General features: G+C 72.8%; 18 protein-coding genes. 9 read left to right on the top strand and 9 right to left on the bottom strand.

Annotation, left to right across the window (positions count from 1 at the left end):
* Nucleotides 1–394: 394 nt before the first annotated feature.
* On the bottom strand, nt 395–586 hold the full coding sequence (locus AB0M36_RS13950; RefSeq protein ID WP_364156502.1) for a hypothetical protein: 192 nt from the start codon (nt 584–586) through the stop codon (nt 395–397).
* 53 nt (nt 587–639) lie between these two features.
* Between AB0M36_RS13950 and AB0M36_RS13945 the strand changes: the two genes are divergently transcribed.
* The 3 genes from AB0M36_RS13945 (at nt 640) to AB0M36_RS13935 (ending at nt 4,566) form a co-directional block, all read left to right on the top strand.
* A complete protein-coding gene (locus AB0M36_RS13945) occupies nt 640–1,032 on the top strand; it encodes a tyrosine-type recombinase/integrase (protein ID WP_364156500.1) in 393 nt (130 codons plus the stop codon).
* A 323-nt stretch (nt 1,033–1,355) separates the two neighbouring features.
* Entirely contained in the window at nt 1,356–2,861 is a 1,506-nt protein-coding gene (locus tag AB0M36_RS13940) for a hypothetical protein (protein ID WP_364156497.1), read from the top strand.
* Nucleotides 2,862–3,501: 640 nt separating this feature from the next.
* A complete protein-coding gene (locus AB0M36_RS13935) occupies nt 3,502–4,566 on the top strand; it encodes a MerR family transcriptional regulator (RefSeq protein WP_364156494.1) in 1,065 nt (354 codons plus the stop codon).
* 38 nt (nt 4,567–4,604) lie between these two features.
* Here the strand turns inward: AB0M36_RS13935 and AB0M36_RS13930 are convergent, their stop codons facing one another.
* Genes AB0M36_RS13930 through AB0M36_RS13920 form a run of 3 tightly spaced genes read right to left on the bottom strand, consistent with a single transcriptional unit; the run spans nt 4,605 to nt 8,682 of the window.
* Entirely contained in the window at nt 4,605–5,432 is an 828-nt protein-coding gene (locus tag AB0M36_RS13930; protein WP_364156491.1) for a M55 family metallopeptidase, read from the bottom strand.
* Between the two features lie 44 nt (nt 5,433–5,476).
* Nucleotides 5,477–6,025, bottom strand: a complete 549-nt coding sequence (locus AB0M36_RS13925) for a LuxR family transcriptional regulator (protein WP_364156489.1) — start codon at nt 6,023–6,025, stop codon at nt 5,477–5,479.
* The gene (locus tag AB0M36_RS13920) at nt 6,022–8,682 is read right to left on the bottom strand and encodes a LuxR C-terminal-related transcriptional regulator (RefSeq protein WP_364156486.1); all 2,661 of its coding nucleotides are present in this window, start codon (nt 8,680–8,682) and stop codon (nt 6,022–6,024) included. The genes AB0M36_RS13925 and AB0M36_RS13920 overlap by 4 nt, the downstream gene beginning before the upstream one ends.
* 122 nt (nt 8,683–8,804) lie before the next feature.
* On the opposite strand from AB0M36_RS13920, the gene AB0M36_RS13915 reads away from it, so the two are divergent.
* Genes AB0M36_RS13915 through AB0M36_RS13895 form a run of 5 tightly spaced genes read left to right on the top strand, consistent with a single transcriptional unit; the run spans nt 8,805 to nt 14,586 of the window.
* The gene (locus AB0M36_RS13915; RefSeq protein WP_364156483.1) at nt 8,805–10,337 is read left to right on the top strand and encodes a dynamin family protein; all 1,533 of its coding nucleotides are present in this window, start codon (nt 8,805–8,807) and stop codon (nt 10,335–10,337) included.
* Nucleotides 10,334–12,178 (top strand): dynamin family protein, encoded by a 1,845-nt coding sequence (locus tag AB0M36_RS13910; RefSeq protein ID WP_364156480.1) that lies wholly within the window; start codon nt 10,334–10,336, stop codon nt 12,176–12,178. The genes AB0M36_RS13915 and AB0M36_RS13910 overlap by 4 nt, the downstream gene beginning before the upstream one ends.
* On the top strand, nt 12,175–12,768 hold the full coding sequence (locus tag AB0M36_RS13905; RefSeq protein ID WP_364156477.1) for a hypothetical protein: 594 nt from the start codon (nt 12,175–12,177) through the stop codon (nt 12,766–12,768). The genes AB0M36_RS13910 and AB0M36_RS13905 overlap by 4 nt, the downstream gene beginning before the upstream one ends.
* 57 nt (nt 12,769–12,825) lie before the next feature.
* The gene (locus tag AB0M36_RS13900; protein ID WP_364156474.1) at nt 12,826–14,196 is read left to right on the top strand and encodes an MFS transporter; all 1,371 of its coding nucleotides are present in this window, start codon (nt 12,826–12,828) and stop codon (nt 14,194–14,196) included.
* A gap of 24 nt (nt 14,197–14,220) precedes the next feature.
* Nucleotides 14,221–14,586 (top strand): GntR family transcriptional regulator, encoded by a 366-nt coding sequence (locus AB0M36_RS13895; RefSeq protein ID WP_364156472.1) that lies wholly within the window; start codon nt 14,221–14,223, stop codon nt 14,584–14,586.
* A gap of 3 nt (nt 14,587–14,589) precedes the next feature.
* On the opposite strand, the gene AB0M36_RS13890 is transcribed toward AB0M36_RS13895, so the two are convergent.
* From AB0M36_RS13890 to AB0M36_RS13870, 5 genes are all read right to left on the bottom strand, one after another.
* Entirely contained in the window at nt 14,590–15,432 is an 843-nt protein-coding gene (locus tag AB0M36_RS13890) for a helix-turn-helix transcriptional regulator (RefSeq protein WP_364156469.1), read from the bottom strand.
* Nucleotides 15,433–15,745: 313 nt separating this feature from the next.
* Nucleotides 15,746–16,444 carry a response regulator transcription factor gene (locus tag AB0M36_RS13885; protein ID WP_364156466.1) on the bottom strand — a complete coding sequence of 233 codons (699 nt, stop codon included), beginning with the start codon at nt 16,442–16,444 and terminating at the stop codon, nt 15,746–15,748.
* A gap of 2 nt (nt 16,445–16,446) precedes the next feature.
* Nucleotides 16,447–17,703 carry a histidine kinase gene (locus AB0M36_RS13880; RefSeq protein ID WP_364156463.1) on the bottom strand — a complete coding sequence of 419 codons (1,257 nt, stop codon included), beginning with the start codon at nt 17,701–17,703 and terminating at the stop codon, nt 16,447–16,449.
* A gap of 7 nt (nt 17,704–17,710) precedes the next feature.
* Nucleotides 17,711–18,436, bottom strand: a complete 726-nt coding sequence (locus AB0M36_RS13875) for a DUF998 domain-containing protein (protein ID WP_364156460.1) — start codon at nt 18,434–18,436, stop codon at nt 17,711–17,713.
* Nucleotides 18,437–18,445: 9 nt separating this feature from the next.
* On the bottom strand, nt 18,446–18,772 hold the full coding sequence (locus AB0M36_RS13870; protein ID WP_364156458.1) for a hypothetical protein: 327 nt from the start codon (nt 18,770–18,772) through the stop codon (nt 18,446–18,448).
* A 111-nt stretch (nt 18,773–18,883) separates the two neighbouring features.
* On the opposite strand from AB0M36_RS13870, the gene AB0M36_RS13865 reads away from it, so the two are divergent.
* On the top strand, nt 18,884–19,648 hold the full coding sequence (locus tag AB0M36_RS13865; protein WP_364156456.1) for an SDR family NAD(P)-dependent oxidoreductase: 765 nt from the start codon (nt 18,884–18,886) through the stop codon (nt 19,646–19,648).
* Nucleotides 19,649–19,714: the final 66 nt, after the last annotated feature.

Below are 19,714 nucleotides of genomic sequence, written 5' to 3'. Positions count from 1 at the left end.
CGAGGTGCCCAGGTCTTCATCTTCGGCGCGGATCTACTATGGCGACATCCGCGACGTATGATGTTCCGGGCCGCCGATCCCAGGCCGTCTTTCGGGAAGGGCATATGAGTACGGACATCACTGCTTTCTGGGTCCTTCGTTATGAGCGTCCGTGGTCTGGCCCGTCATCCAAGTGGATGGTGAAATGGAATCCTGGTGATTCGACCGAACTACTGATCCACGAGTCGCCCCGCGCCTTCTCACTGAATGAGGCCATGGCCTGGGCTACTGCCTACCTGTCCGAGGGCCACGGTGTAGTCGTGGCGAGTTGGACATCCGTTCCGTTCCCGTGGCAGTACTTTTCCCCGGAAGAGTTCGAATGGTTGGGGCCGGATTACTGGCGGGCGGTCCTGGGCTAGGCCGCCCGTCGCGCGACGACGGTCGGGGCGAGCGCCTGATCGAGGTCGGCGATCAGGTCGTCGACGTGTTCGAGACCGATGGAGAGGCGCCGGACGCCGACGCCGTTGCCCGAGAAGTACGCGGCGGTCCTCGACGCGTACGCCGTCGAACTCGACCGCGCCGACATGACCGCCGAAGCTCGCCGCACCTATCTCTCCCGGGTCCGGGTCTACCTGGCCTGGCTCCGTCGCGCGGCTCGACGTGCCCGCCCGCCGCGCACCCAAGGCGCTGGTCGGCCGCGACGACACCCGCTGGCAACGCGCCGCCCAAGCCGCCCCGGCACGCGACCAGGCGCTCGCCGCAGTGATGCGATTCGCCGGCGCCCGCATCGCCGAAGCCGTCGGCCTGGACCTCAACGACCTGCCCACCACCCAACGCCGGCGACGGCTGCGCATCCGCGGGAAAGCTCGCAAGAACCGGTCCGTGCCCGTGCACGCCGAACTCGCCGCCGCGCTCGACGCCTGGCTCGCCGAACGCCGCACCTGGCCCGGCGCCGACACCAATCCAGCGCTGTTCCTCAACCGCGCCGGCGGCCGGCTCTCCCTGCGCACTGCCGACGCACGAGATGCCAGACGTCTGGTGGGCGGTCGGTAGGGTGGGCGCGTGAATCTCTCTCATGGGTTCCGGTTGGTGACGGCGCTCCCCGGGAGCAGCCTCCACGCCGCCGCCGGCCTGCGCCTTCCGCGCGCTGGTCTACGTTTCGCGCGGTCCGGCCTACGCCTCCCGCGCACCGGCCCGCGGATCCCGCGGGCCGATCGACGCTTCCCGCGCACCGACCTGCGGATCCCCCGCGTCGATCTACATCTGCCACCCGCCGGCCGCCGACGCCCCGTCCGGTCGGGACTTGTCGGCACGCTACCGCGCCGTCCGGGCGGGGTCACCCCGCACCGCTGCGTCACGGCAACCGGTCTCGGCGCATGAAACTGGGCGAGTCCTGGTCTGGTCACACCCGGCGGGCCATCAGCATTGCCCGCCCCGCCCTCGCTCATGCCGAACAGCACGCCGGAGCCGACCCCGAACGTGACGTCGACGACCTCCCCGCGGCGGAATCCGACCTTCCTACGCTGGCCCGATCGGCGGTACGCCGGAACCCGGTCCAGACCGATGATCCGGACCATCTGCTGGCCCGTCTCGCCGCCGCGCTGGGCCGCTCCGGCGACATGGACCGGGCTACCGGTATGACGGCGTTGATCAGAGACGTGGACCGGCGGGGCGAGACGGTGACCGAGCTGGTCCGCACGCTCGCTGCGAGCGGCGACCTGGTCCGCGCCCGCGCGCTGAGCACGACAGCGCCGAACCCGCCGTGGCGTTCCCAGGCGTTGCTACCGCTGCTCCCGTACCTCGGCGACGACACCGAACTCGCCGATGAGGTCGTGGCGGCGATCCGTTATCCGCACAGCCAGGCCCATGCCTGGGCGATGCTGGCCGAGACCGCCGCGGCCGCCGGTGACACCGACCGGATGCGCGCCTGCGCCCACCGTGCCGAGGGGTACATCGACTGGTTGAGTGACGAATTGTCGGGCCGGGTGGTGTTGGCGCTGGTGCGCGCGGCTCTCATCGACGGCGACTTCGTCCGCGCCCGCGAACTGGCGAAACGGGTCCCGTCGACCGCACCCTCCGATGTGCGGTCGGAACTCGACCAGATCCTCGGCCCAGACTGGCGGGATGACGCCGAGTCGGATCCGGACGATGCCGACGAAATCTGGGTGTGCGGTTGGGCATGGGAGCACGCGAGCCAGCCGATGCCGGCGGAGCCGAGCCCGCCCACGGAAGACCTGGACCCGCAGGCCGCGCTCCTCCTGCACCACATCGGACAGGCCGACCGCGAGACCGACCGTGACGTACTGCTGGCGTGGGCCGCGCAGGCCCGGCTGCTGGCCCGCGCAGCGCCGGACCGGACCGCCGCCGGGACGCATGATGCGCAGGTCGACAAGACGGCCCTTCTTATAGCCGCCACCCAGGCGGCGGCCGGTGCGGGCGAGTACGAGGCAGCCGCGCGGACAGCCGAGTCGATCCCCGAAGAGACGCCCCGATTGTTTGCGCTGGCAGCGGTGATGCTCATGGCCGTAGACGCCGGCCACCTGGACCGGGCCGAGACGATCTCCCGAGGTTTCGCCCATCCGCGACTGCGCGAGGAGAGTCTGATCGCACTCGTGGAACCACTAGCCGCGGCCGGCGAGCACGACCACGCCGAGACGCTGGCCCGGGCAGCGCCGGATCCGGCTGGCCGGGCAGCGGCGTTCATCGCATTGGCCGCACACGTGCCGCCAATGCGGGCCCGAGCGCTCGTCGGGTACGTGCTGCGCACCGGCGTCTGGACAGGAGTGATCGAGCTGTTGGCCGACGTCGACCCGACGGCGTTGGCCGGGCTCGCCGATGAGGTCGCCGACGGTATTCGTGCCGACGACGCCCCGACACACTGACGTGCGCAGACGCCCAGCTTTCGAATCCAAGGCTACGTCGACCGCCGAGTTCACGGCACGTCCTGCGCCGGAGGATCCGCCTCCGTGCCTTGTGCGGCGAAGGGCCGGGGTCCGTAGTCTACGGGGGTGATCAACTACGAGGTGGTGGCTACGCAGGAAGGCCGGTGGTGATCGCTGGAGGTCACCGGGCTCCGCATGGGCTACGCCCAAGCCCGGCGGCTGGTCGAGGCCGACAAGATGGGTCGAGTGACGGCCAGCCCGCACCCCGGAGCAGGTGCCGCTACCTCTTCCACGACGTAGAGCTGGTGGAGTTTGGCGTCCGTGGCGCTCATCGCCTCGCCGAGGACGAGCTCAACCACGTCACCGCTGAGCTGATCCGGGCGAGTCAAAGTCTGCCTCCAGTGCAGTGGCATCAAACTGTCGGCCATCGGTGACATCAACCTGTCGTTCAACAGCCAGTTCGGACGATGCCGAGGTCTGCTGTGGGACGCCCTCCCGGCGCAGCCGGGAGCTTGACGTTTGCGGGGCGCCAGTCACCCTTGTTCGAACGGCAGCGGGGTGACCTGTTGACCTTCACCTTGGGGCAGGCCGGAGGTTGGTTCGTGCCGGTCGCCGTGACCGGCACGAGGAGGAGGCCGACGTGGAGCTGTGGACCATCGGGGAGTTTGCCCGCGCGGCGCGGCTGACGCCGAAGGCCCTACGCCTGTACGACGAGTCGGGGCTGCTGCCGCCGGCCGCTGTCGACCCGGATTCCGCCTACCGGTACTACGAGCCGGGGCAGCTGCGTCGGGCTGAGCTGATCGCTTCGCTGCGTCGCATCGGCATGCCGTTGGCCGAGATCGGTGCCGTCTGTGACCTGGAGCCGGCCGCGGCGGCCGACGCCGTCGCGGCGTACTGGCAGCGGGTCAGTGTGGACACGGCCGTGCGTGCGGGGTTGGCCGACCTCCTTGTCGAGAACCTCTCCGGGAAGGGGACCACCATGTCGAATCCCACTCTTGCCGTCCGGTGTTTCGCCGGTTGCGACGTCGGCGTTGGGCGTGACAGCAACGAGGACGCCGTGTACGCCGGCGATCGGTTGCTGGCTGTCGCCGACGGCGTACGCGGGCCGGGCGGTGCCGCGGCCAGCGCCGCGGCGATCGATGCTCTCAGGCCGCTCGAGTTGGCCGATGTGCCCGCCGCTGAGCTGCTGACCATGGTGGCTCGGGCGGTCGCCGACGCCGATCGGACGGTGCGTCAGGCGGCGACCGGGGAGCATCAGCCGATCACGACCCTGACCGCGCTGCTGCGGCGCGGTTCGCAGCTGGCTCTGGTGCATATCGGCGATACCAGGGCCTACCTGTTGCGCGGCGGCGAGCTGTTCGCGTTGACGCAGGACCACACCTGGGTGCAGGCGCAGGTCGACGCCGGCGCGCTCGATCGCGATCAGGCGGACGCGCATCCGCGACGCGCTCTGCTCGTGCGTGCCCTTGGCGCCGGAGGTGCCGAGGTCGAGGCCGACCTGGCGCTGCGCACGGCGCTGCCCGGCGATCGTTATCTGCTGTGTTCCGATGGTCTGTGGGGCGTCGTCGACCGGGCGTCCCTGCACTCCGCGCTCGGCACGGCGGGTGATCCGGAACAGACGGTGCGGCATCTGATCGCTTTGGCGCATGCGGCGGGGGCTCCGGACAACATTTCCTGCGTGGTCGCGGACATCGTCGAGGACTAGGAGGCCGTGGTCCCCCTGCGAGCCGGGCGCGGGGCCGCCTAGGCGGGTTTGAGCTGGGTGAGCTGGGCCACGAGCTGGACGAGGCCGTACGCCTGGGCCATGTCGTCGGCCGTGAAGGTCAGTGTCCGGGCGCCCGGCGACCGGGTGACGCCGGGGATCAGGGTTGCCAGGTCGAGGCCGTCCGGGCTGTGGAGGTCGATGTCGACGCGGACCGGGCCCGGCACGGTCAGCAGGGGTACGCGGTCGGTGCGGCGGATGGCTTTGGCGGCCGCGCGGTGGATCTGGTCGCGGGCCTGCTCGGGGTGCAGCACGGTGGCGGCGGCCTGGCCCGTAGCGTGCTTGACGGCGACGGTGGTCGCGCCCGGGACCAGGTCGAGGAATTCCGCGCAGGCGGCGTCGTCGCCGGTGAGTAGGACGACGGGGGCCTGGTGGTGGCCGGCCATCGCCGCGTTCAGGCCGATCTCGCCCATCGGGCGGCCGTCGACGCGGATGTCGAGGACCGCGTCGTTGAGGGTGTGGGCGAGCACGGCCGGGCCGCTGCCCGACCGGGCGTGGTAGCCGACGAACAGGAGCGCGTCGGTGGTGTCGTCGAGGCCGGACAGCATGCCCAGGGGCCGTGGTCTGCCGCGTACCAGGCGGGCGCGGCGGTCGAGTTCGTCGGGTAGGAGGTTGCGAAACGAGCCGTGCGCGTCGGCGACGAGGACGTCGGCCCTGGGCATCGCCTCCAGGACGCCGGCGACGGCGGCGTTGACGTCGGCGGTCATGAGGGCTCGGCCGCGTTCGTAGTCGTTGCCGCCCGGGTTCGTCTCGGCGGCGTGGACGATCCCCGAGATCCCTTCCAGGTCGGCGGAGATCAGCACCTTCATCGATGGGCATCTTATCGGCAGGCGGGACCGGTGGTGCACGTCCCTCAGTCGACTGCTCGGCGCTGGCGTAGATATGCCAGCACCGCCTCCCGGGTGGTGCGGACCCCGAACAGCGCCCGGGCTTCGGCGATTCGGCGGTTCGCCGTGCGCAGAGACAGGAACTCCGCGGCGGCCGCGGCCGCGATGGTGTCGCCGGCGGCGAGGCGGTCGAGCAGGGCGCGCTGTTCGGGGACGAGTTCGGCCAGGGCGTGGCCGGGTTCCGCGGGTGTCGTGGCCTGGTTGCCGGGACCGAGCTGCACCGTGCCGAGTCTGCTCAGGTCGTCGATCAGGGCGCGGCCCATGGCGCTGTCGGTGTCGCAGACCGCGACGATCCCCGCGCCGCGCGCGGCGGCGAGGACGGCGAGTCGCAGGGTGTCCTGGTCGCCGATGCGTCCGTGCAGCACGAGGCGTTCCATGGTGACGTCCCAGGCGGAACTGGGCAGGGCGTAGCCCTCGCGGACGGTCCAGCCGTCGCGCAGCAGGCGGCGCACCACGGTGTCGGCGTCGGCGCTGGAGGCGACGACGTGGCGGGGAGCGTCGGGCTGTCGGATCACCGGCCATCCTCACGGTCGAAGCGATCAGAGCGGTCGGAGCGATCAGAGCGATCAGAGCGGTCGAAACGATCAGAGCGGTCGGAACGGTCGGGCTCGAGCTGGGTCAGGGCCAGGGCAGCCGCTTCGGTGCGCGTACGGGCCCCCAGTTTGCGCATGCCGGCACGGATGTGGGTGTCGACCGTCTCGGTCGAGATGCCGAGCTGTCCGGCGATGCGTCGGGTCGGCTCGCCGGCGGCGACCAGGCGCAGCACCTCCATCTCGCGGCGGGTCAGCTGGCTGCCGGAGCGGGGGCTGCGGGTGTCGCGGTGCACGTGGTGCCGGCGCAGGCCGCGGCGGGCGCGGCCGGCGAGGACGACCAGGCCCGCCTCGTCGGCGAGGCGTTCGGCCTGCAGCAGGGCGTTCACCGCGCGTTCGGGGTCGGTGTCCTGCAGGCCGGCGGCGAGTAGGCAGCGGATCTGTTCGCGGCGGGCGGTGCCCGTCCACGCCTGTGCCGCGGCTGTGAATCCGGTGCCGGTCGCCCAGGCGGTGAGGGTGCGGCGGGCGGCGTCGGGCAGTCCGGCCGGGATGGCGGGTGCGGCGTCGTCGAGGGCCGGCCGGGCTCTGGCGCCCGTGTCGTACGCGGCCCAGCGGGCGGTGATGTGCTGGAGCCCGGTGAGCAGTCCCGAGGCGCGGGCGCCGCCTCCCGTGCTCGCCCGGTCCGGCTGGCCGTCGAGCCAGGCGGCCTCGCGGGCCACCCAGGCTGTCGCGGGATGCTCCTCCGGGGTGGCCAGCCGGGCCCGGGCGGAGGCGAGCAGCCCGGTGTCGGCCTCGACCAGCGCGGTCGCGGCGAGCGTGTAGGCGCGGGCGTCGGCGGGCAGTGCCCGGTCGGCGAGGTCCGCGCCGCGCCGCACGACATCGTCCGCCACCGAATCCCCGGGGGCGGCCTCGCCTGATTCCGCACCGTGCCCGGCTGGCGACGGCGAAGGGCCGGCGGAAGGCGACGCGGAAGGTGCGAGGCCCTGCAACGCCTCGACCCACCCGGCGATCGCTAGAAAGCGGGTCTGCCAGCTGTACGCCAGGTCCGCCCCGCACACCGCGGCCGCCGACCGCGCGGATCGGGCCGCGTCGGCGAGGCGTCCGTCGGCGCTGAGGTGTTCGACGAGCAGCCAGGCGCTCCAACGGGCGGTCAGTGGGTCCATCACCATGGCCGCCGCCGAGGCGAGGTCGCGTTCCCAGCCGGGTCTGCGGTGGGCGGCGCGCACCGCGGCCAGGGCGGCCGACACCCCGGGTGGTGGCGCCGGATGGCGGGCGGCGATCTTCTCCGCGGTGTCCACGGCGGCGGTCGGGTCGGTGGCCAGGTCGGCGAGGAGCAGGATCCGGTCGCGGGCCGCGACGACGGTGGCGGCGGCCGCGTCGGGTACGGGGGCGACGGCGGCGCGGGCCGCCATCGGGTCGCCCGCCTGCAGCAGCGCCTCGCCGCGCAGGACGTCGGCTTCGACGCCGAGGGGGACCGTGGTGGCCAGCACGGCGGCCGCGGCGTGGGGGCGGCCGGACGCGAGCAGGGCGTCGGCCGCGGCCACGCGTACCTGTGCGGTGACGGTGACGTCGGGCAGGGCGCAGGCGAACGAGAGGAGGTCGGCGCGGTCGGCGCCGGTGGTGCGGTCGGCCGCGGTGAGGGCCTTGCGGTAGGCCCGCGTGTGGTCTCCGGCGGCCGCGAGGTGCCGGGCGGCCTCCGCGTCGGGTACGGCGGTGGCCAGGACGCGGTGCAGGTCGGTGCGGGCGTCGCCGTCGAGCAGGCCCGCGGCGGTCTCGGCGAAGTACGCCGAGACGGGCACGACGCCGTCGGCGGTGTCCTGGATGAGTCCGGCCCGCCGCAGGTCGTCGGCGCCGGTGCCGAGCAGCGCCGGTGGTGCGGGGCGTCCGAGCAGGCCGAGGGCGGCCAGTGCGGTGCGGGCCGGGCGGGGCAGGTCGGCCAGGGCCGTGGCGATCGCGTACGCGACCTGGTCGACGTCGGTGTCGGGGGTGCCGCGGCCGGCGCCTGCCTGGCGGGCCAGCGCGGTGATCGCGAGGGGGTTGCCGCCGGCGCGGGCGACGAGCGCGGCGACGGCGTCGTCGTCGAGCTGTCCCGCGGTGCGCCGGGCCAGGTCGGCGGCGGCCTGCGGGGACAGCGGCGCGATGTCCAGCCATGCCGTCGCCGTTTGGCGCAGCGCGGCCACGGTCGTCTCGGGGATGCGGTGCGGGGTGCGCAGGGCGGCGACGACGCGGATGCGGGTGGCGAGGTGGGGCAGGGCGGCGAGGGTGGCGGGGTCGGCGTACTGCAGGTCGTCGAGGACGAGCAGCCCGGTGCGCACGCGGGAGCGGACCGCCTCGGCCAGCAGCGGCACGTCGTGGGCGGGCAGGCGGGCCTTGACCGCCCGGGACAGCGCCAGCGCGGGCACGCCGGCGAGCATCGCCAGGCCGCCGCCGGCGTGGATCGGGCCGGGTGCGGCCGCGGCGACGCGACGGAGCAGGGTGCTGCGGCCGGCACCGGGTGCGCCGGTGAGCACGACGAGGCCGGGGCGGCGCAGGTGCGCGGCGGCGAGGCCGGCCAGGTCCTGCTGTGACACCCACACCCCCATCCCGCTGCGCCCCCCGGCAGCGTCCGTTGGCACGAACTTGGGATCCCCGCGTGTTCCCATGTCCGTAGTCTGTGCTGCGGCAGGCGATCCGCCCTGCCCGGGAGGGGAAGGTCACTCGCCTTGTCTGCGTCGACGGCCGCGGTCAGCACATTCTCGCCGAATGTGTGCTCGGCTGACGAGTCATGACCGTGGGACCCCTGTCCGCCCGCGTGGCTACTTTATGTAACGACGTTGTCGCCACGGTGGGCCCGGAGGCCGCTGGCCAGGTCCGACAGGTCCGTGACCGGCTCGCCGAGCCGTTACGCGTCGCGATCGCCGGCCGGTTGAAAGCCGGAAAGTCGACACTCGTCAACGCGTTGATCGGACGCCGGGTCGCCCCGACGGCCGTCGGGGAGTGCACCCGGGTGGTCACCCGGTTCCGGTACGGCACGGCCGACCGGGTCGACGTGGTCGGCCGCGACGGCAGCCGCGCGAGCCTGCCGTTGGACGACGACGGCATGATCCCGCAGCGCCTCGGGATGGGTGCCGGTCGCGTCGCGTACGTGGACGTGACCTTGACCAGTGAGAAGCTGCGGGAGCTGACCGTGGTGGACACCCCGGGCCTGGCCTCGGCCGACACGCAGGTGTCGGCGCGCGCCGCGGCCGAGTTGGGTGAGAGCACCGCGCCGTTCGACGCCGCGATCGACGCCGACTCGGCGTCCGAGGTCGCCGCCGCCGAGGCGGTCGTCTACGTGTTCACGCAGGCGGTGCGCGCCGACGACATGCGGGCGCTGGAGGCGTTTCGGGCGGCGTCGGCGCGGCTGGCGAGCAGCCCGATCAACGCGCTGGGGGTATTCGGCAAGGTCGATACGCTGGTCGGCGGGGCCGAGGATCCGTGGCCGGTCGCCGGTCCCCTCGCCGAGCAGCAGGCCGCGTTGTTGGCCCGTACGGTGTCGCAGGTTGTGCCGGTCGTGGGGTTGCTCGCCGAGACCGGGGAGGCCGGCCGGCTCACCGCGGGTGACTGCGCCGCCCTGAAGGAGCTCGCCGCGCTGCCGGCCGAGGAGTTGCGGGTGCTGCTGGCCTCGGTGGACCTGTTCCGCAGCCGGCCCGCGCCGGTCGGGCCCGACCGCCGGGAACGGCTGCTGGGTCTGCTCGACCTGTACGGCATCGGTTTCGCTCTGGCGCAGCTGTCCGCCGAACCGCAGCTGGGCACCGGGGAACTGGTGCGGCGCCTGGTGCTGGCCTCCGGCCTGCCCCGGCTGCGGCACACCCTGGACCAGTCGCTGCGCGGTCGCGCCGACGCCATCAAGGCCGGTTGGGCGCTGTCGCGGCTGGAGCGGATCGCCGGGCACACCCGTGAGCGCCGCGATTCCGAGGCGTTGCGCGACGCGACCGAGCAGTTGCTGCGCGAGCCGGCGTACCACCGGTTGCGGCTGCTGGAGGTGGCGCAGCGGGTGGCGACGGGCCGGGTGCGGCTGCCGGTCGCCTGGGAGCAGGAGCTGACCCGGCTGGCCATGTCCGACGACGCGCGGACGGTGCTGCGTCTGCCGCGGGCGGACGCAGAGGAGTTGGCGGCGGCCGCGGTCGAGGCCGCCGGCCGGTGGCGGGTGTACGCGGTGGCCGGCGCCGGCCCGGCCCAGGCCCGCGTCGCCCAGGTCGCCCACCGCGGCTTCCACCTGCTGGCCCAGAGTCTGCGCGACGGCGACGCGCGGCAGGCGAACCAGGACGACCGATGACCGCGAACCGCGAGCTGGCCCAGGCCCTCGACACCGCCGTACAGGACGCGCTCGCCGCCGTACGCGCCGCCGACTCCGACGCGGGCGCCGAACTCGCCGAGCTGCGCCGCCGCCGGCTGACCCGCCCGTCGATCGTGCTGGTCGGCGAGACCAAGCGCGGCAAGAGCTCACTGGTCAACGCCCTGTTGGGGGTGCCGGGGCTGTCGCCGGTCGACGCCGCCGTCGCCACCGCCGCCTACCTGCACTTCTCCCCCGGTGCCCGGCCCGGCGCGGTCGCCTACGTCCCGGGACTGGGCGAGCCGGTCGATTTGGAGCTGCGGGAGCTGGGCGACTGGGCCACCGGCCGCGGCGGGCCCCGCTCGCCGCGGCGTATCGAGATCACGCATCCGGCGCCGCTGCTGCAGTATGTGAGCCTGATCGACACTCCGGGCGTCGGCGGCCTCGATCCCGCGCACACCGCGGTCGCGCTGGCCGCGGTCGAGCGGGCGACCGCGCTGCTGTTCGTCGCCGACGCGTCCGCGCCGCTGTCGCGGCCCGAGCTCGATTTCCTGGTCGCGGCGAGCGAGCGGGTGGACACGGTGGTGTTCGCCCTGACGAAGGTCGACGCGTACCCGGGCTGGCGGCGCATCGCCGACGACAACCGGGTGCTGCTGCGGGCCCGGGCGCCGCGGTTCGCCGACGCGCCCTGGTTCCCGGTGTCGGCACGGCTGGCCGAGCTGGCCCTGAGCGTGCCCGCCGGCGAGCAGGCCGCCCTGGTCGACGCCTCGCACATCGCCGCGTTGCAGCACGCCCTGGTGGAGTTGGCCGGGTGGGGCCACCAGTTGCAGCTGGCGAACGTGCTGCGGGCCGCGCGCGCCGAGCTGGTCCGGCTGGAGCAGGCCGCCGAGGCGCGGGTGCGGGCGGCCGAGGCGGACCCGGGTGTGACCGCGCGGGTCCGCGCCGAGCGCAGCGCCCTCGCCGCCCGCAAGCGCACCGAGCAGCGGCAATGGGCGCTGCTGTTGAGCACCGAGACCCAGCGGGCCCGGGTCGAGATGGTGGGTCTGCTGCGCACCCGCGTAGCCGCGCTGCAGCAGGACGTGGCGGCCCGCGTCGACGGTCTGCGCGGTGACGCGCTGGCGGCGCTGCCGGACCGGCTGGACACGGAGTTGCAGGCGGTCGCCGTACAGCTGTCGGAGGATCTGGAGGCGACGTTCCGCCAGGTCGGCGAGCGGGTGCTGGCGCAGGTCTTCGACGACGAGGAACGGGCCGGGTTGCTGGACCGGCTCAACGCGACGTTGCGGCACACCCTGGCGGCGGGGCCGCCCCGCGACGGCTCCGGCGACAATCTGCTCGTCGCGCTGTCCGCCGGCGGGATCGCGTTCATGGCCGGCCGCGGGGCGATGTTCGGCGTGTCCGCGCTGGGCGTCGGCGGCGCGGTCGCCGGTGGCCTGCTGATCCCGGTCGCCGGCCTGGGGCTGGGACTGGCCGCCGGCGGATACGTGCTGTATCGCAGGCGGGTGCACAACGACCGGCAGCAGGCCCGCGTCTGGCTCCGCGAGGTGCTGGGCGAGGCCCGCGCGGCCCTGCAGGACGAGATCTCGCACCGCTTCACCGACCTGCAGTACGCGCTGAGCGTGGCCGTCGACGACGCCGTCGAACGCCGCCTGCGCGAACTCGACGCCCACATCGCGGAGATCGACGCGGCCGCCGCCGAGGACGCCGCCGGCCGCGCCCGCCGGCGGGCGCGGGCCACCGCGGAGGTCCAGCGGGTCCGCGGCCGGCTCGCGCAGATCGACGAGGTCCTCACCCGGGCGCGTGCCCTCGCGCCCACGTCCGCACCAATCGGTCAGGAGAACGCATGAGCGACGAGTACGGCTGGCCGGACCTGCCCGACCACCACGACGACCCGGGACACCATGACGCTCCGCTGCCGGACGCGTTCACCGACGACGGGTACGTCGACCACGATGACTTCGGCCACCACGACGCGGGCACGGCGGACGATCCGCACGTCGCTCACGCGGGCGTGGAGTACGACGCCGGCGGCGACGGCCACGACGACCCCGGCCCCGACCCCGACCCCGATCCGGGCCCGGGCCCCGACGACGTGGCCGCGGCGCCCGCCGACGTGACCGGCGGGCTCGGCCCGATCGGCGCCGACCCCGACGCGGCCGACGCCGGCGACGAGCCGGCGAGCCTGTTCCCGCCGATCGTCGACGTCGGCCCCCTGCCGGAACCGGTTGACGGGTTCCCGTGGATCGACACCGGCAGCCTCGGCGTGGTCGATCCGGCCGCGCCCGTGGCGGGCACGACGGACCCGGTCACGCCGCAGGATTTGGCCGCCTACGCGGTCGAGGAGCTGCCGCCGGGGGTGGACCCGTGGGCGGCCCTGGCCGACTCCGAGGACCCGGCCACCGCCGCTCTGGCCCGGTGGTGGGCGGCGAACGGCTGAAAACTCGCCGTCGTCACGGTATCGGGGCAGGCCTCGGAGGTGACATTATCTCCGGCCATGACCGACACCACCGCGCCGCGGGTCGCGCGGCGTGAACGCACCGGCTGGTACCTGTACGACTGGGCCAACTCGGCGTTCTCCACCACCGTCATCACGGTGTTCCTGGGCCCGTTCCTGACCTCGGTCACCGAGCAGGCCGCCGGGTGCGCCCTCGGCGCCGACGAGTGCCACGGCCGGGTGTATCCGCTGGGCGTCAGCGTCGCCGCGGGCTCGTACTTTCCCTACCTGGTGTCGCTGTCGGTGTTGCTGACCGTCGTCGTCCTGCCGATCATGGGAGCGGTCGCCGACCGGGCCACCCGCAAGAAGCCGCTGCTGGCCGCGGCCGCGTTCACCGGCGCCGGCGCGACGATCGCGATGGCGTTCGTGACCGGCGAGCGGTACCTGCTCGGCGGGGCGCTGTTCGTCGTCGCCAACGTGGCGTTCGGCGCGTCGGTGGTCGTCTACAACTCGTTCCTGCCGTGGCTCGCCGGCCCCGACGAGCGGGACAAGGTGTCCAGCCGCGGGTGGGCGCTGGGCTACCTGGGCGGCGGCGTCCTGCTGCTGCTGAACCTGGTCGTGGTGACGGTCCTCAGCGTCGACGGCGACGGCCAGCGCACCCTGGACCTGGCCCGCTGGTGCATCGTGTCGGCCGGCGTGTGGTGGGCGCTGTTCACCCTGTTGCCGCTGCGCTGGCTGCGGGAGCATCCGAGCCCGGTCAGCGGCGCCCGCACGGGCGGCAACGTGCTCACCGACGGGTTCCGCGAGCTCGCCGGCACGGTGCGCCGCTTGCGGGCGTACCCGCTGACCTTGTTCTTTCTCGTCGCCTATCTGGTCTACAACGACGGCATCCAGACCGTGATCGCCCTGGCCAGCCAGTTCGGCACCGAGGAACTGCGGCTCGAGCAGTCCACCCTGATCGTCACGATCCTGATCGTGCAGTTCCTGGCGTTCGGTGGGGCGCTGCTGCTGGGCCGAATCGCCGAACACATCGGCGCCCGCCGTACGGTGCTGCTCTCGCTGGTGTTGTGGCTGCTAGTCATCCTCGGCGCGTTCTGGCTGCCCGAGGGCGAGCCGGTGCCGTTCATGCTGCTCGGCGTCGGGATCGGCCTGGTCCTGGGCGGCAGCCAGGCCCTGAGCCGCTCGCTGTTCAGCCAGCTCATCCCCGCCGGCCGCGAGGGCGAGTACTACGGCTTCTACGAGATCAGCGACAAGGGCACCAGCTGGCTGGGCCCGCTCGCGTTCGGCCTGGTCTTCCAGCTGACGAACAGCTACCGGATCGGCATCGTGTCGCTGGTGGTGTTCTTCGTCCTCGGTGGCATTCTGCTGGCGATGGTGCCGATGCGCCGGGCCATCGTCGCCGCGGGCAACACCCCGCCGCGACTGCTGTGAGCACGCACGGACAGGGGTAAGCGCGTGGACATCGTGATCGATCCGGCGTCGTCGGTGCCGCCGTACGAGCAGGTGCGGATGCGGATCGCGGCACTGGCCGCGCAGGGCGTCCTGGCGGCGGGGACCCGGCTGCCGCCGGTGCGCCGGCTGGCCGCCGACCTGGGACTGGCGGTCAACACGGTGGCCCGCGCGTATCGCGAGCTCGAGCAGGCCGGGCTGGTGGAAACCCACGGCCGGGCGGGCACGCTGGTCACCCCGGCGGCGGCCGGGACTCCGGTCGCGGCCCATGCCGCCGCGCAACGGTACGCGGAGGAGACACGGTCACTCGGTCTGACGCCGGAGGCGGCTTTGGCGCTGGTCCAGGCCGTACTGCGTCCTGCGAACTCATGACAGTCAGGTCCGGGTGAACGTCTGGTGGCCCACGACCGCGAGCAGCCGCAGCTTCTCGTGGCCCTCGGAGCCCGGCGGGGCGGTCAGCACCAGCAGGACCTGCGACCGGTCCTCGGTGAACAGCACCTGGCAGTCCACCTCGATGGCGCCGAGCTCCGGATGCAGCAGGACCTTGTGGTCATGGAACCGCTGGCTCACCTCATGCCGTTCCCACAGGGCGGCGAATTCGGCGCTGGCCTTCTGCAGAGCCCGCACCAGGTCCCCGGCGCGCGAACGGGGACCCATCGAGCCGTACGCCGCCCGCAGGTTCGCCACCTGGGCGCGGCTCTGCCTTTCCCGGTCGTGCTCGGGGTAGCGCAGCCGTTCCCCGGGGCGGGTGAACCAGCGGTAGACGTCGCAGCGATCGAGACCGGTGTCGCCGGAGCGGTCACCGAACAGCGCCGCGGCCATGCGGTTCTGCACCAGGGTCTCGCCCAGCTGGGACAGGATCAGCGCCGGGGTGTCGTCGAGGCGGTCGAGCACGCGCAGCAGCGCCGGGGCGACATGCGAGCTTGTCGACACCGGCGAGGGGGCGTGGCGGCCGGCGGCCCGGAACAGGTAGTCGCGTTCGCCGGTGCTCAGCCGCAGCGCGACCGCGAGCGAGGCCAGCATCTGGTCGCTGGGCTGTGGGCCGCGTTGCTGTTCCAGCCGGGTGTAGTAGTCGGTCGACATCGCGGCCAGCGCCGCCACCTCCTCGCGGCGTAGGCCGGGGGCGCGACGGCGGGCGCCGGCGGGCAGTCCCACGTCACCGGGGCGCAGCTCGGCGCGGCGGCGGCGCAGGAAGTCGGCAAGGGCGGCACGGTCCATGCGCCCAGTATCGTCGACCGCCGCGGCGCAACCAGGGGTGCGGCAGCAGCTGCCCCTTCTTCTTCCCCTTACTGATGACCAGCCGGGCGGCGATGTCGCGCAGGCTCAGCTCTTGGCCGCGCAGATGCAGCGCCATGGACAGCATGTGAGGAACTCCAGGCCGACGTCCGAGGCTTTCCGCGTGACGCCGGCGGACCGGAGGGAGTCGAGCTGGCGCCGGCGTCCGGCCGGCTGTTTCACAGGTGACCACCTATGAAACAGGAATCCTGCGAACACGGCCGCCCAGGGCCCGCGCGCTTCCGGTGAGGAGTCCTCAACCGCCGGACGGCGACTGGTCGGTTGGCGCGGCGGCCTCGCCTGGGCGGACTAGCCCAGCCTCGTAGGCCAGGATCACCAGTTGGACCCGATCTCGGACGTCGAGCTTGGCGATGGACCGAGTGATGTGGGTTTTCACCGTCAGCGGGCTGATTACGAGGTGATCGGCGATGGCGTCATTGGACAGGCCCGTCGCTACCAGCCGGACGATTTCCCGTTCGCGTTCCGTAAGCGCGGCGAGCTGTGCCCCGCCGGTGCCGGCCGACGGCCGGTGGGCGAGTTGCGCGACCACGCGGCGGGTGACGCTCGGGGAGAGCAGCGCGTCGCCGGCCGCGACGACCCGGACGGCCTGGCGCAGGCCGTCCGGGTCGACGTCCTTGGTGAGGAATCCGCTTGCTCCTGCGGCCAGGGCGGTGAAGACGTACTCGTCGGTTTCGAAGGTGGTGAGGATAACCACCCGGCAGCCGTGCAGCTGCGGGTCGGCGACGATCTGGCGGGTGGCGGTGATCCCGTCCATGCCGGGCATCCGGATGTCCATCAGCACCACGTCGGGCCGCAGCGCCCGGGTGGTGCGGACCGCCTCGTCACCAGTCGACGCCTCGCCGAGCACGACGATGCCGCGGTCCCGCTTGAGCAGGCTGCGGAACCCGGCCCGAACCAGGTGCTGGTCGTCTGCGAGCAGGACGGAGATCGCCATGGTCACCAGGCCACCGGAATTGACGCCTGGACCGTGAACCCGGCTCCGGCGACTGGACCGACCCGTAGTAGGCCGCCGAGTGCGTTGACGCGTTCATGCATCCCGGCGATGCCATGCCCGGCGGTGCTCGCGCCGCCGGGTTCGCCGGCCGGCCTGCTGGTGCCAGGATGGTCTGGATCGCCGGTGGTGGCCGTCCAGTCGAACTCGGCACGTGTGCCGTTGTCCGTCACGGTGACGGTGACCTGGGCCGGTTCGTAGGACAGTGCCACCAGGGCTCGGGTCGCCCCAGCGTGGCGGACGGTGTTGGTCAACGCCTCCTGCACGATCCGGAAACTGGCCAGCGCCACCGGGGCGGGCACAGCCGACCGGTCGCCCGTCTCCTGCAGTTCCACGTCGATCCCGGCGGCTCGCACCCGCTCGACCAGGCTGGCCAGCCCGTCCAATTGGGCCGCCGGCGCCTCGATCGTCGTCGCGGACCCGTCGCGCAACACCTCGACCAGTGCCCGCAGATCCACCATCGCCTTGCCACGCACGTCCTGGGCGAGCTGGAGCGCGTCTCTGGCCTCGTCGGGCGCGGACTTCAGCGTATCCAGGGCCACGTTGAGGTGCACCCCGACCACGGCGAGGGTGTGCGAGACGAGGTCATGCAACTCGTGCGCGATTCGGACCCGCTCCTCCGCCCGCCGGCGCCGGGCGTCGAGCTCGCGTTCGTATGCGGATCGCGTTACCCGGGCGGCGAGCTCCTGCTGCCAGCCGCGTCGGTTGCGGTACGCGACACCGATCGCCACCACGAGAGCCAGCCAGAACACCTCGCCACCGACCCGGGCGACAACTAGATCCGGGCTGTGCCCGAGCACCGCCCACTCCCAACTGGCAGCGTAGGCCAGGACGACCGCGCCGGTGCCGACAGCCCAGCCGATGCGTCCGATCATGACAGCGTGGGCGAACAGGACGGTGGCCGGCCAGATCCAGCCCACCTCTACCAGGCCGGCACCCCTCATCGCCGTCACCGCCGCCACCGCCGCGAGCAGAGCGGCGACGGGCCACCGTTGACGCAGCATCACCAGGATGGCGAGAGCCTCGGCCAGCGGGAGTGCACCGTGCAGGGTCACGCTGCCGCCGGTGAGTGCGATACCTGTCGGCACACCCACCAGGGTCAACACGGCAAGGACCGCCGTGACGGCCCAACGCGGCAACCCGGCCCGGCTCGCGGGCAGCTCGGTGCAGGAGCGATCCATCGATGCCGCCGCCTGTCCCATGAGAGGATTATCCTTCCCGTGTAATCCGGCGCAGCCCGGCCGCCGCGACGACGAGCCAGCCGACGTAGGCCCACACCATGACCCGCTCGGCGAAACCGGTGACGGTCGACCACGCTCCGACCGCCAAGGATGGGCCTCCCATCACGTCGAAGAACGTGATCATGAATAGTGCGAACGCGGCCACCGACAGTGCCGCCGTAACGGCCAGTCCACCGGCGACCGGACGCCACCGGGGATCCCGGCGCCACACCCGGCTGAGCTCGACCGCGGCTGCGGGCAGTGTCGTGAAAGCGAGCAGCGCAGCGACCCCGTGCAGCGTGCCGGCCATGGTCGGCGGTTGGTCCCACTGGCCGGGCGGGTCGGTGGCGAACACCCCGGCGACCAGCAGGCCAGCGGTCCAGACACCGAGCAGCGCCAGACCGGCGCGGCCACCCCGGGTGTACGCGGCAGCCAGCCATGTCAGCGTCCCGGAGGCGACGGCCATGCTCAGCGTGCCGAGCGGCACCAACCACCCACCGTGCGGAGCATGCACATAGTGGCTGATCATCGCCTCGGCCGGACTCCAATCCGGATTGATCACGTCGGCTACGGCAAAGCCGATCAGCGGCAAGACCAACCCGCCTAAGACGCTGTCCACGGCGATCCGGCGGCCGGTACGCGGCGCCGTGGCCGGATGGACCGACTGCGATCCGCGGGGTGCCGGCGAGGTGCCGGCTGGGTCAGTGCGGAACATAGAGCCTCCTCAATCGGGATGCTCCGACGCTATGGAAACCCGACCTGTGCCGCGTCGTCCCGCGGATGTCACCTTGACCGACGCCAACCGGGTACCGCCTACACCATTTGGTGTAGATGTCGCCCGCTCCCTGACACCCCAGCCCGACAGCAGCGCTGCGGCAGCCAGCTCGACGCCGAGGTGCGCGTTGTAGGCGTCCGGCGCGAGGGCGACCTCGTCGGTGGCGTAGACGCCGAAGCGTTGGATGTTCGCGGTCAGGTGCGGCGAGAGCACCGCCAGGTCCTCACCGGTGATCTGCCAGCCCTCTGCGATCAGCTCCCGGATCACGGTGATCATGTCGACGACGGGTGCTCATCCGAACCTTGGCCGCACCCCAACCAGGGATTGCGGATCCCCCGATGACCGCTCTCTGCCACGTACGCCGGGGACGGGGCAGATTCCCTGGTCATGGACATCTCCGGAAACACGATCTTCATCCCGGGCGCCACCAGCGGCATCGGCCTGGCGCTCGCCCTCGCACTGCGCTCGCGGGGCAACACCGTCATCGTCGGCGGGCGCCGCGGCGACCTGCTCACCCGGATCGCCGCGGAGCACCCCGGTATCGACACCGAGCGGATCGACACCACGGACGCCGCCAGCATCGAGGCGGCCGCCGAGCGGGTGCTGGCCCGGCATCCGCGCCTCAACGTGCTGGTCACGATGGCCGGGGTGATGCGGGTCGAGGACTGGCACAAGCCCGAGGCGTTCCTCGCCAGCGCCGAGGAGGTCGTCACGACGAACCTGCTGGGGCCGATCCGCCTGATCGCCGCGTTCATCGCCCACCTGCGGACCCGGCCGGACGCCACCATCGTCACCGTCTCGTCCGGTCTGGCGTTCGCGCCGCTGAAGGCCACCCCGAGCTACAACGCGTCGAAGGCGGCCATCCACATGCTCAGCGAGTCGATCCGGCTGCAGCTGGCGGACACGTCGGTGCGGGTCGTGGAACTGGTGCCGCCGGCGGTGCGGACGGCGCTACTGCCCGGCCACGAGAGCAGCGACGCCGCGATGCCGCTCGACGAGTACGTCAGCGAGGTCGTCGGCCTGCTGGAGAAGGAGCCCGACGCCACCGAGGTCCTGGTGGAACGGGTCAAGTTCCTGCGCTACGGCGAGGCCCGCGGCGACTACGACCAGGTGGTCGCGGCGCTCAACGCCGCCGACCCGCACGGCAAGTGAACCCACGGGTGGCGATCGTGCAGCGCTAGCCTGATTCCTGCACGAGAGACGCATGGCGTCGACGGC

The sequence above is a fragment of the Actinoplanes sp. NPDC051346 genome, assembly GCF_040682215.1.
Taxonomy (GTDB): domain Bacteria; phylum Actinomycetota; class Actinomycetes; order Mycobacteriales; family Micromonosporaceae; genus Actinoplanes.
Note: the sequence above shows the minus strand (reverse complement) of the source record. Positions and strands in the feature narration are given on the sequence as shown.

Excerpts from the sequence above, each read along its gene's own strand:
- AB0M36_RS13930 (WP_364156491.1), bottom strand. The coding sequence starts at position 5,432 with ATGAAGGTGCTGATCTCCGCCGACCTGGAAGGGATCTCGGGGATCGTC.
- AB0M36_RS13915 (WP_364156483.1), top strand. The coding sequence starts at position 8,805 with ATGACCGTGGGACCCCTGTCCGCCCGCGTGGCTACTTTATGTAACGAC.
- AB0M36_RS13905 (WP_364156477.1), top strand. The coding sequence starts at position 12,175 with ATGAGCGACGAGTACGGCTGGCCGGACCTGCCCGACCACCACGACGAC.
- AB0M36_RS13865 (WP_364156456.1), top strand. The coding sequence starts at position 18,884 with ATGGACATCTCCGGAAACACGATCTTCATCCCGGGCGCCACCAGCGGC.
- AB0M36_RS13870 (WP_364156458.1), bottom strand. The coding sequence starts at position 18,772 with ATGATCACCGTGATCCGGGAGCTGATCGCAGAGGGCTGGCAGATCACC.
- AB0M36_RS13890 (WP_364156469.1), bottom strand. The coding sequence starts at position 15,432 with ATGGACCGTGCCGCCCTTGCCGACTTCCTGCGCCGCCGCCGCGCCGAG.
- AB0M36_RS13875 (WP_364156460.1), bottom strand. The coding sequence starts at position 18,436 with ATGTTCCGCACTGACCCAGCCGGCACCTCGCCGGCACCCCGCGGATCG.
- AB0M36_RS13940 (WP_364156497.1), top strand. The coding sequence starts at position 1,356 with ATGAAACTGGGCGAGTCCTGGTCTGGTCACACCCGGCGGGCCATCAGC.
- AB0M36_RS13910 (WP_364156480.1), top strand. The coding sequence starts at position 10,334 with ATGACCGCGAACCGCGAGCTGGCCCAGGCCCTCGACACCGCCGTACAG.
- AB0M36_RS13885 (WP_364156466.1), bottom strand. The coding sequence starts at position 16,444 with ATGGCGATCTCCGTCCTGCTCGCAGACGACCAGCACCTGGTTCGGGCC.
- AB0M36_RS13900 (WP_364156474.1), top strand. The coding sequence starts at position 12,826 with ATGACCGACACCACCGCGCCGCGGGTCGCGCGGCGTGAACGCACCGGC.
- AB0M36_RS13880 (WP_364156463.1), bottom strand. The coding sequence starts at position 17,703 with ATGGGACAGGCGGCGGCATCGATGGATCGCTCCTGCACCGAGCTGCCC.
- AB0M36_RS13920 (WP_364156486.1), bottom strand. The coding sequence starts at position 8,682 with ATGGGAACACGCGGGGATCCCAAGTTCGTGCCAACGGACGCTGCCGGG.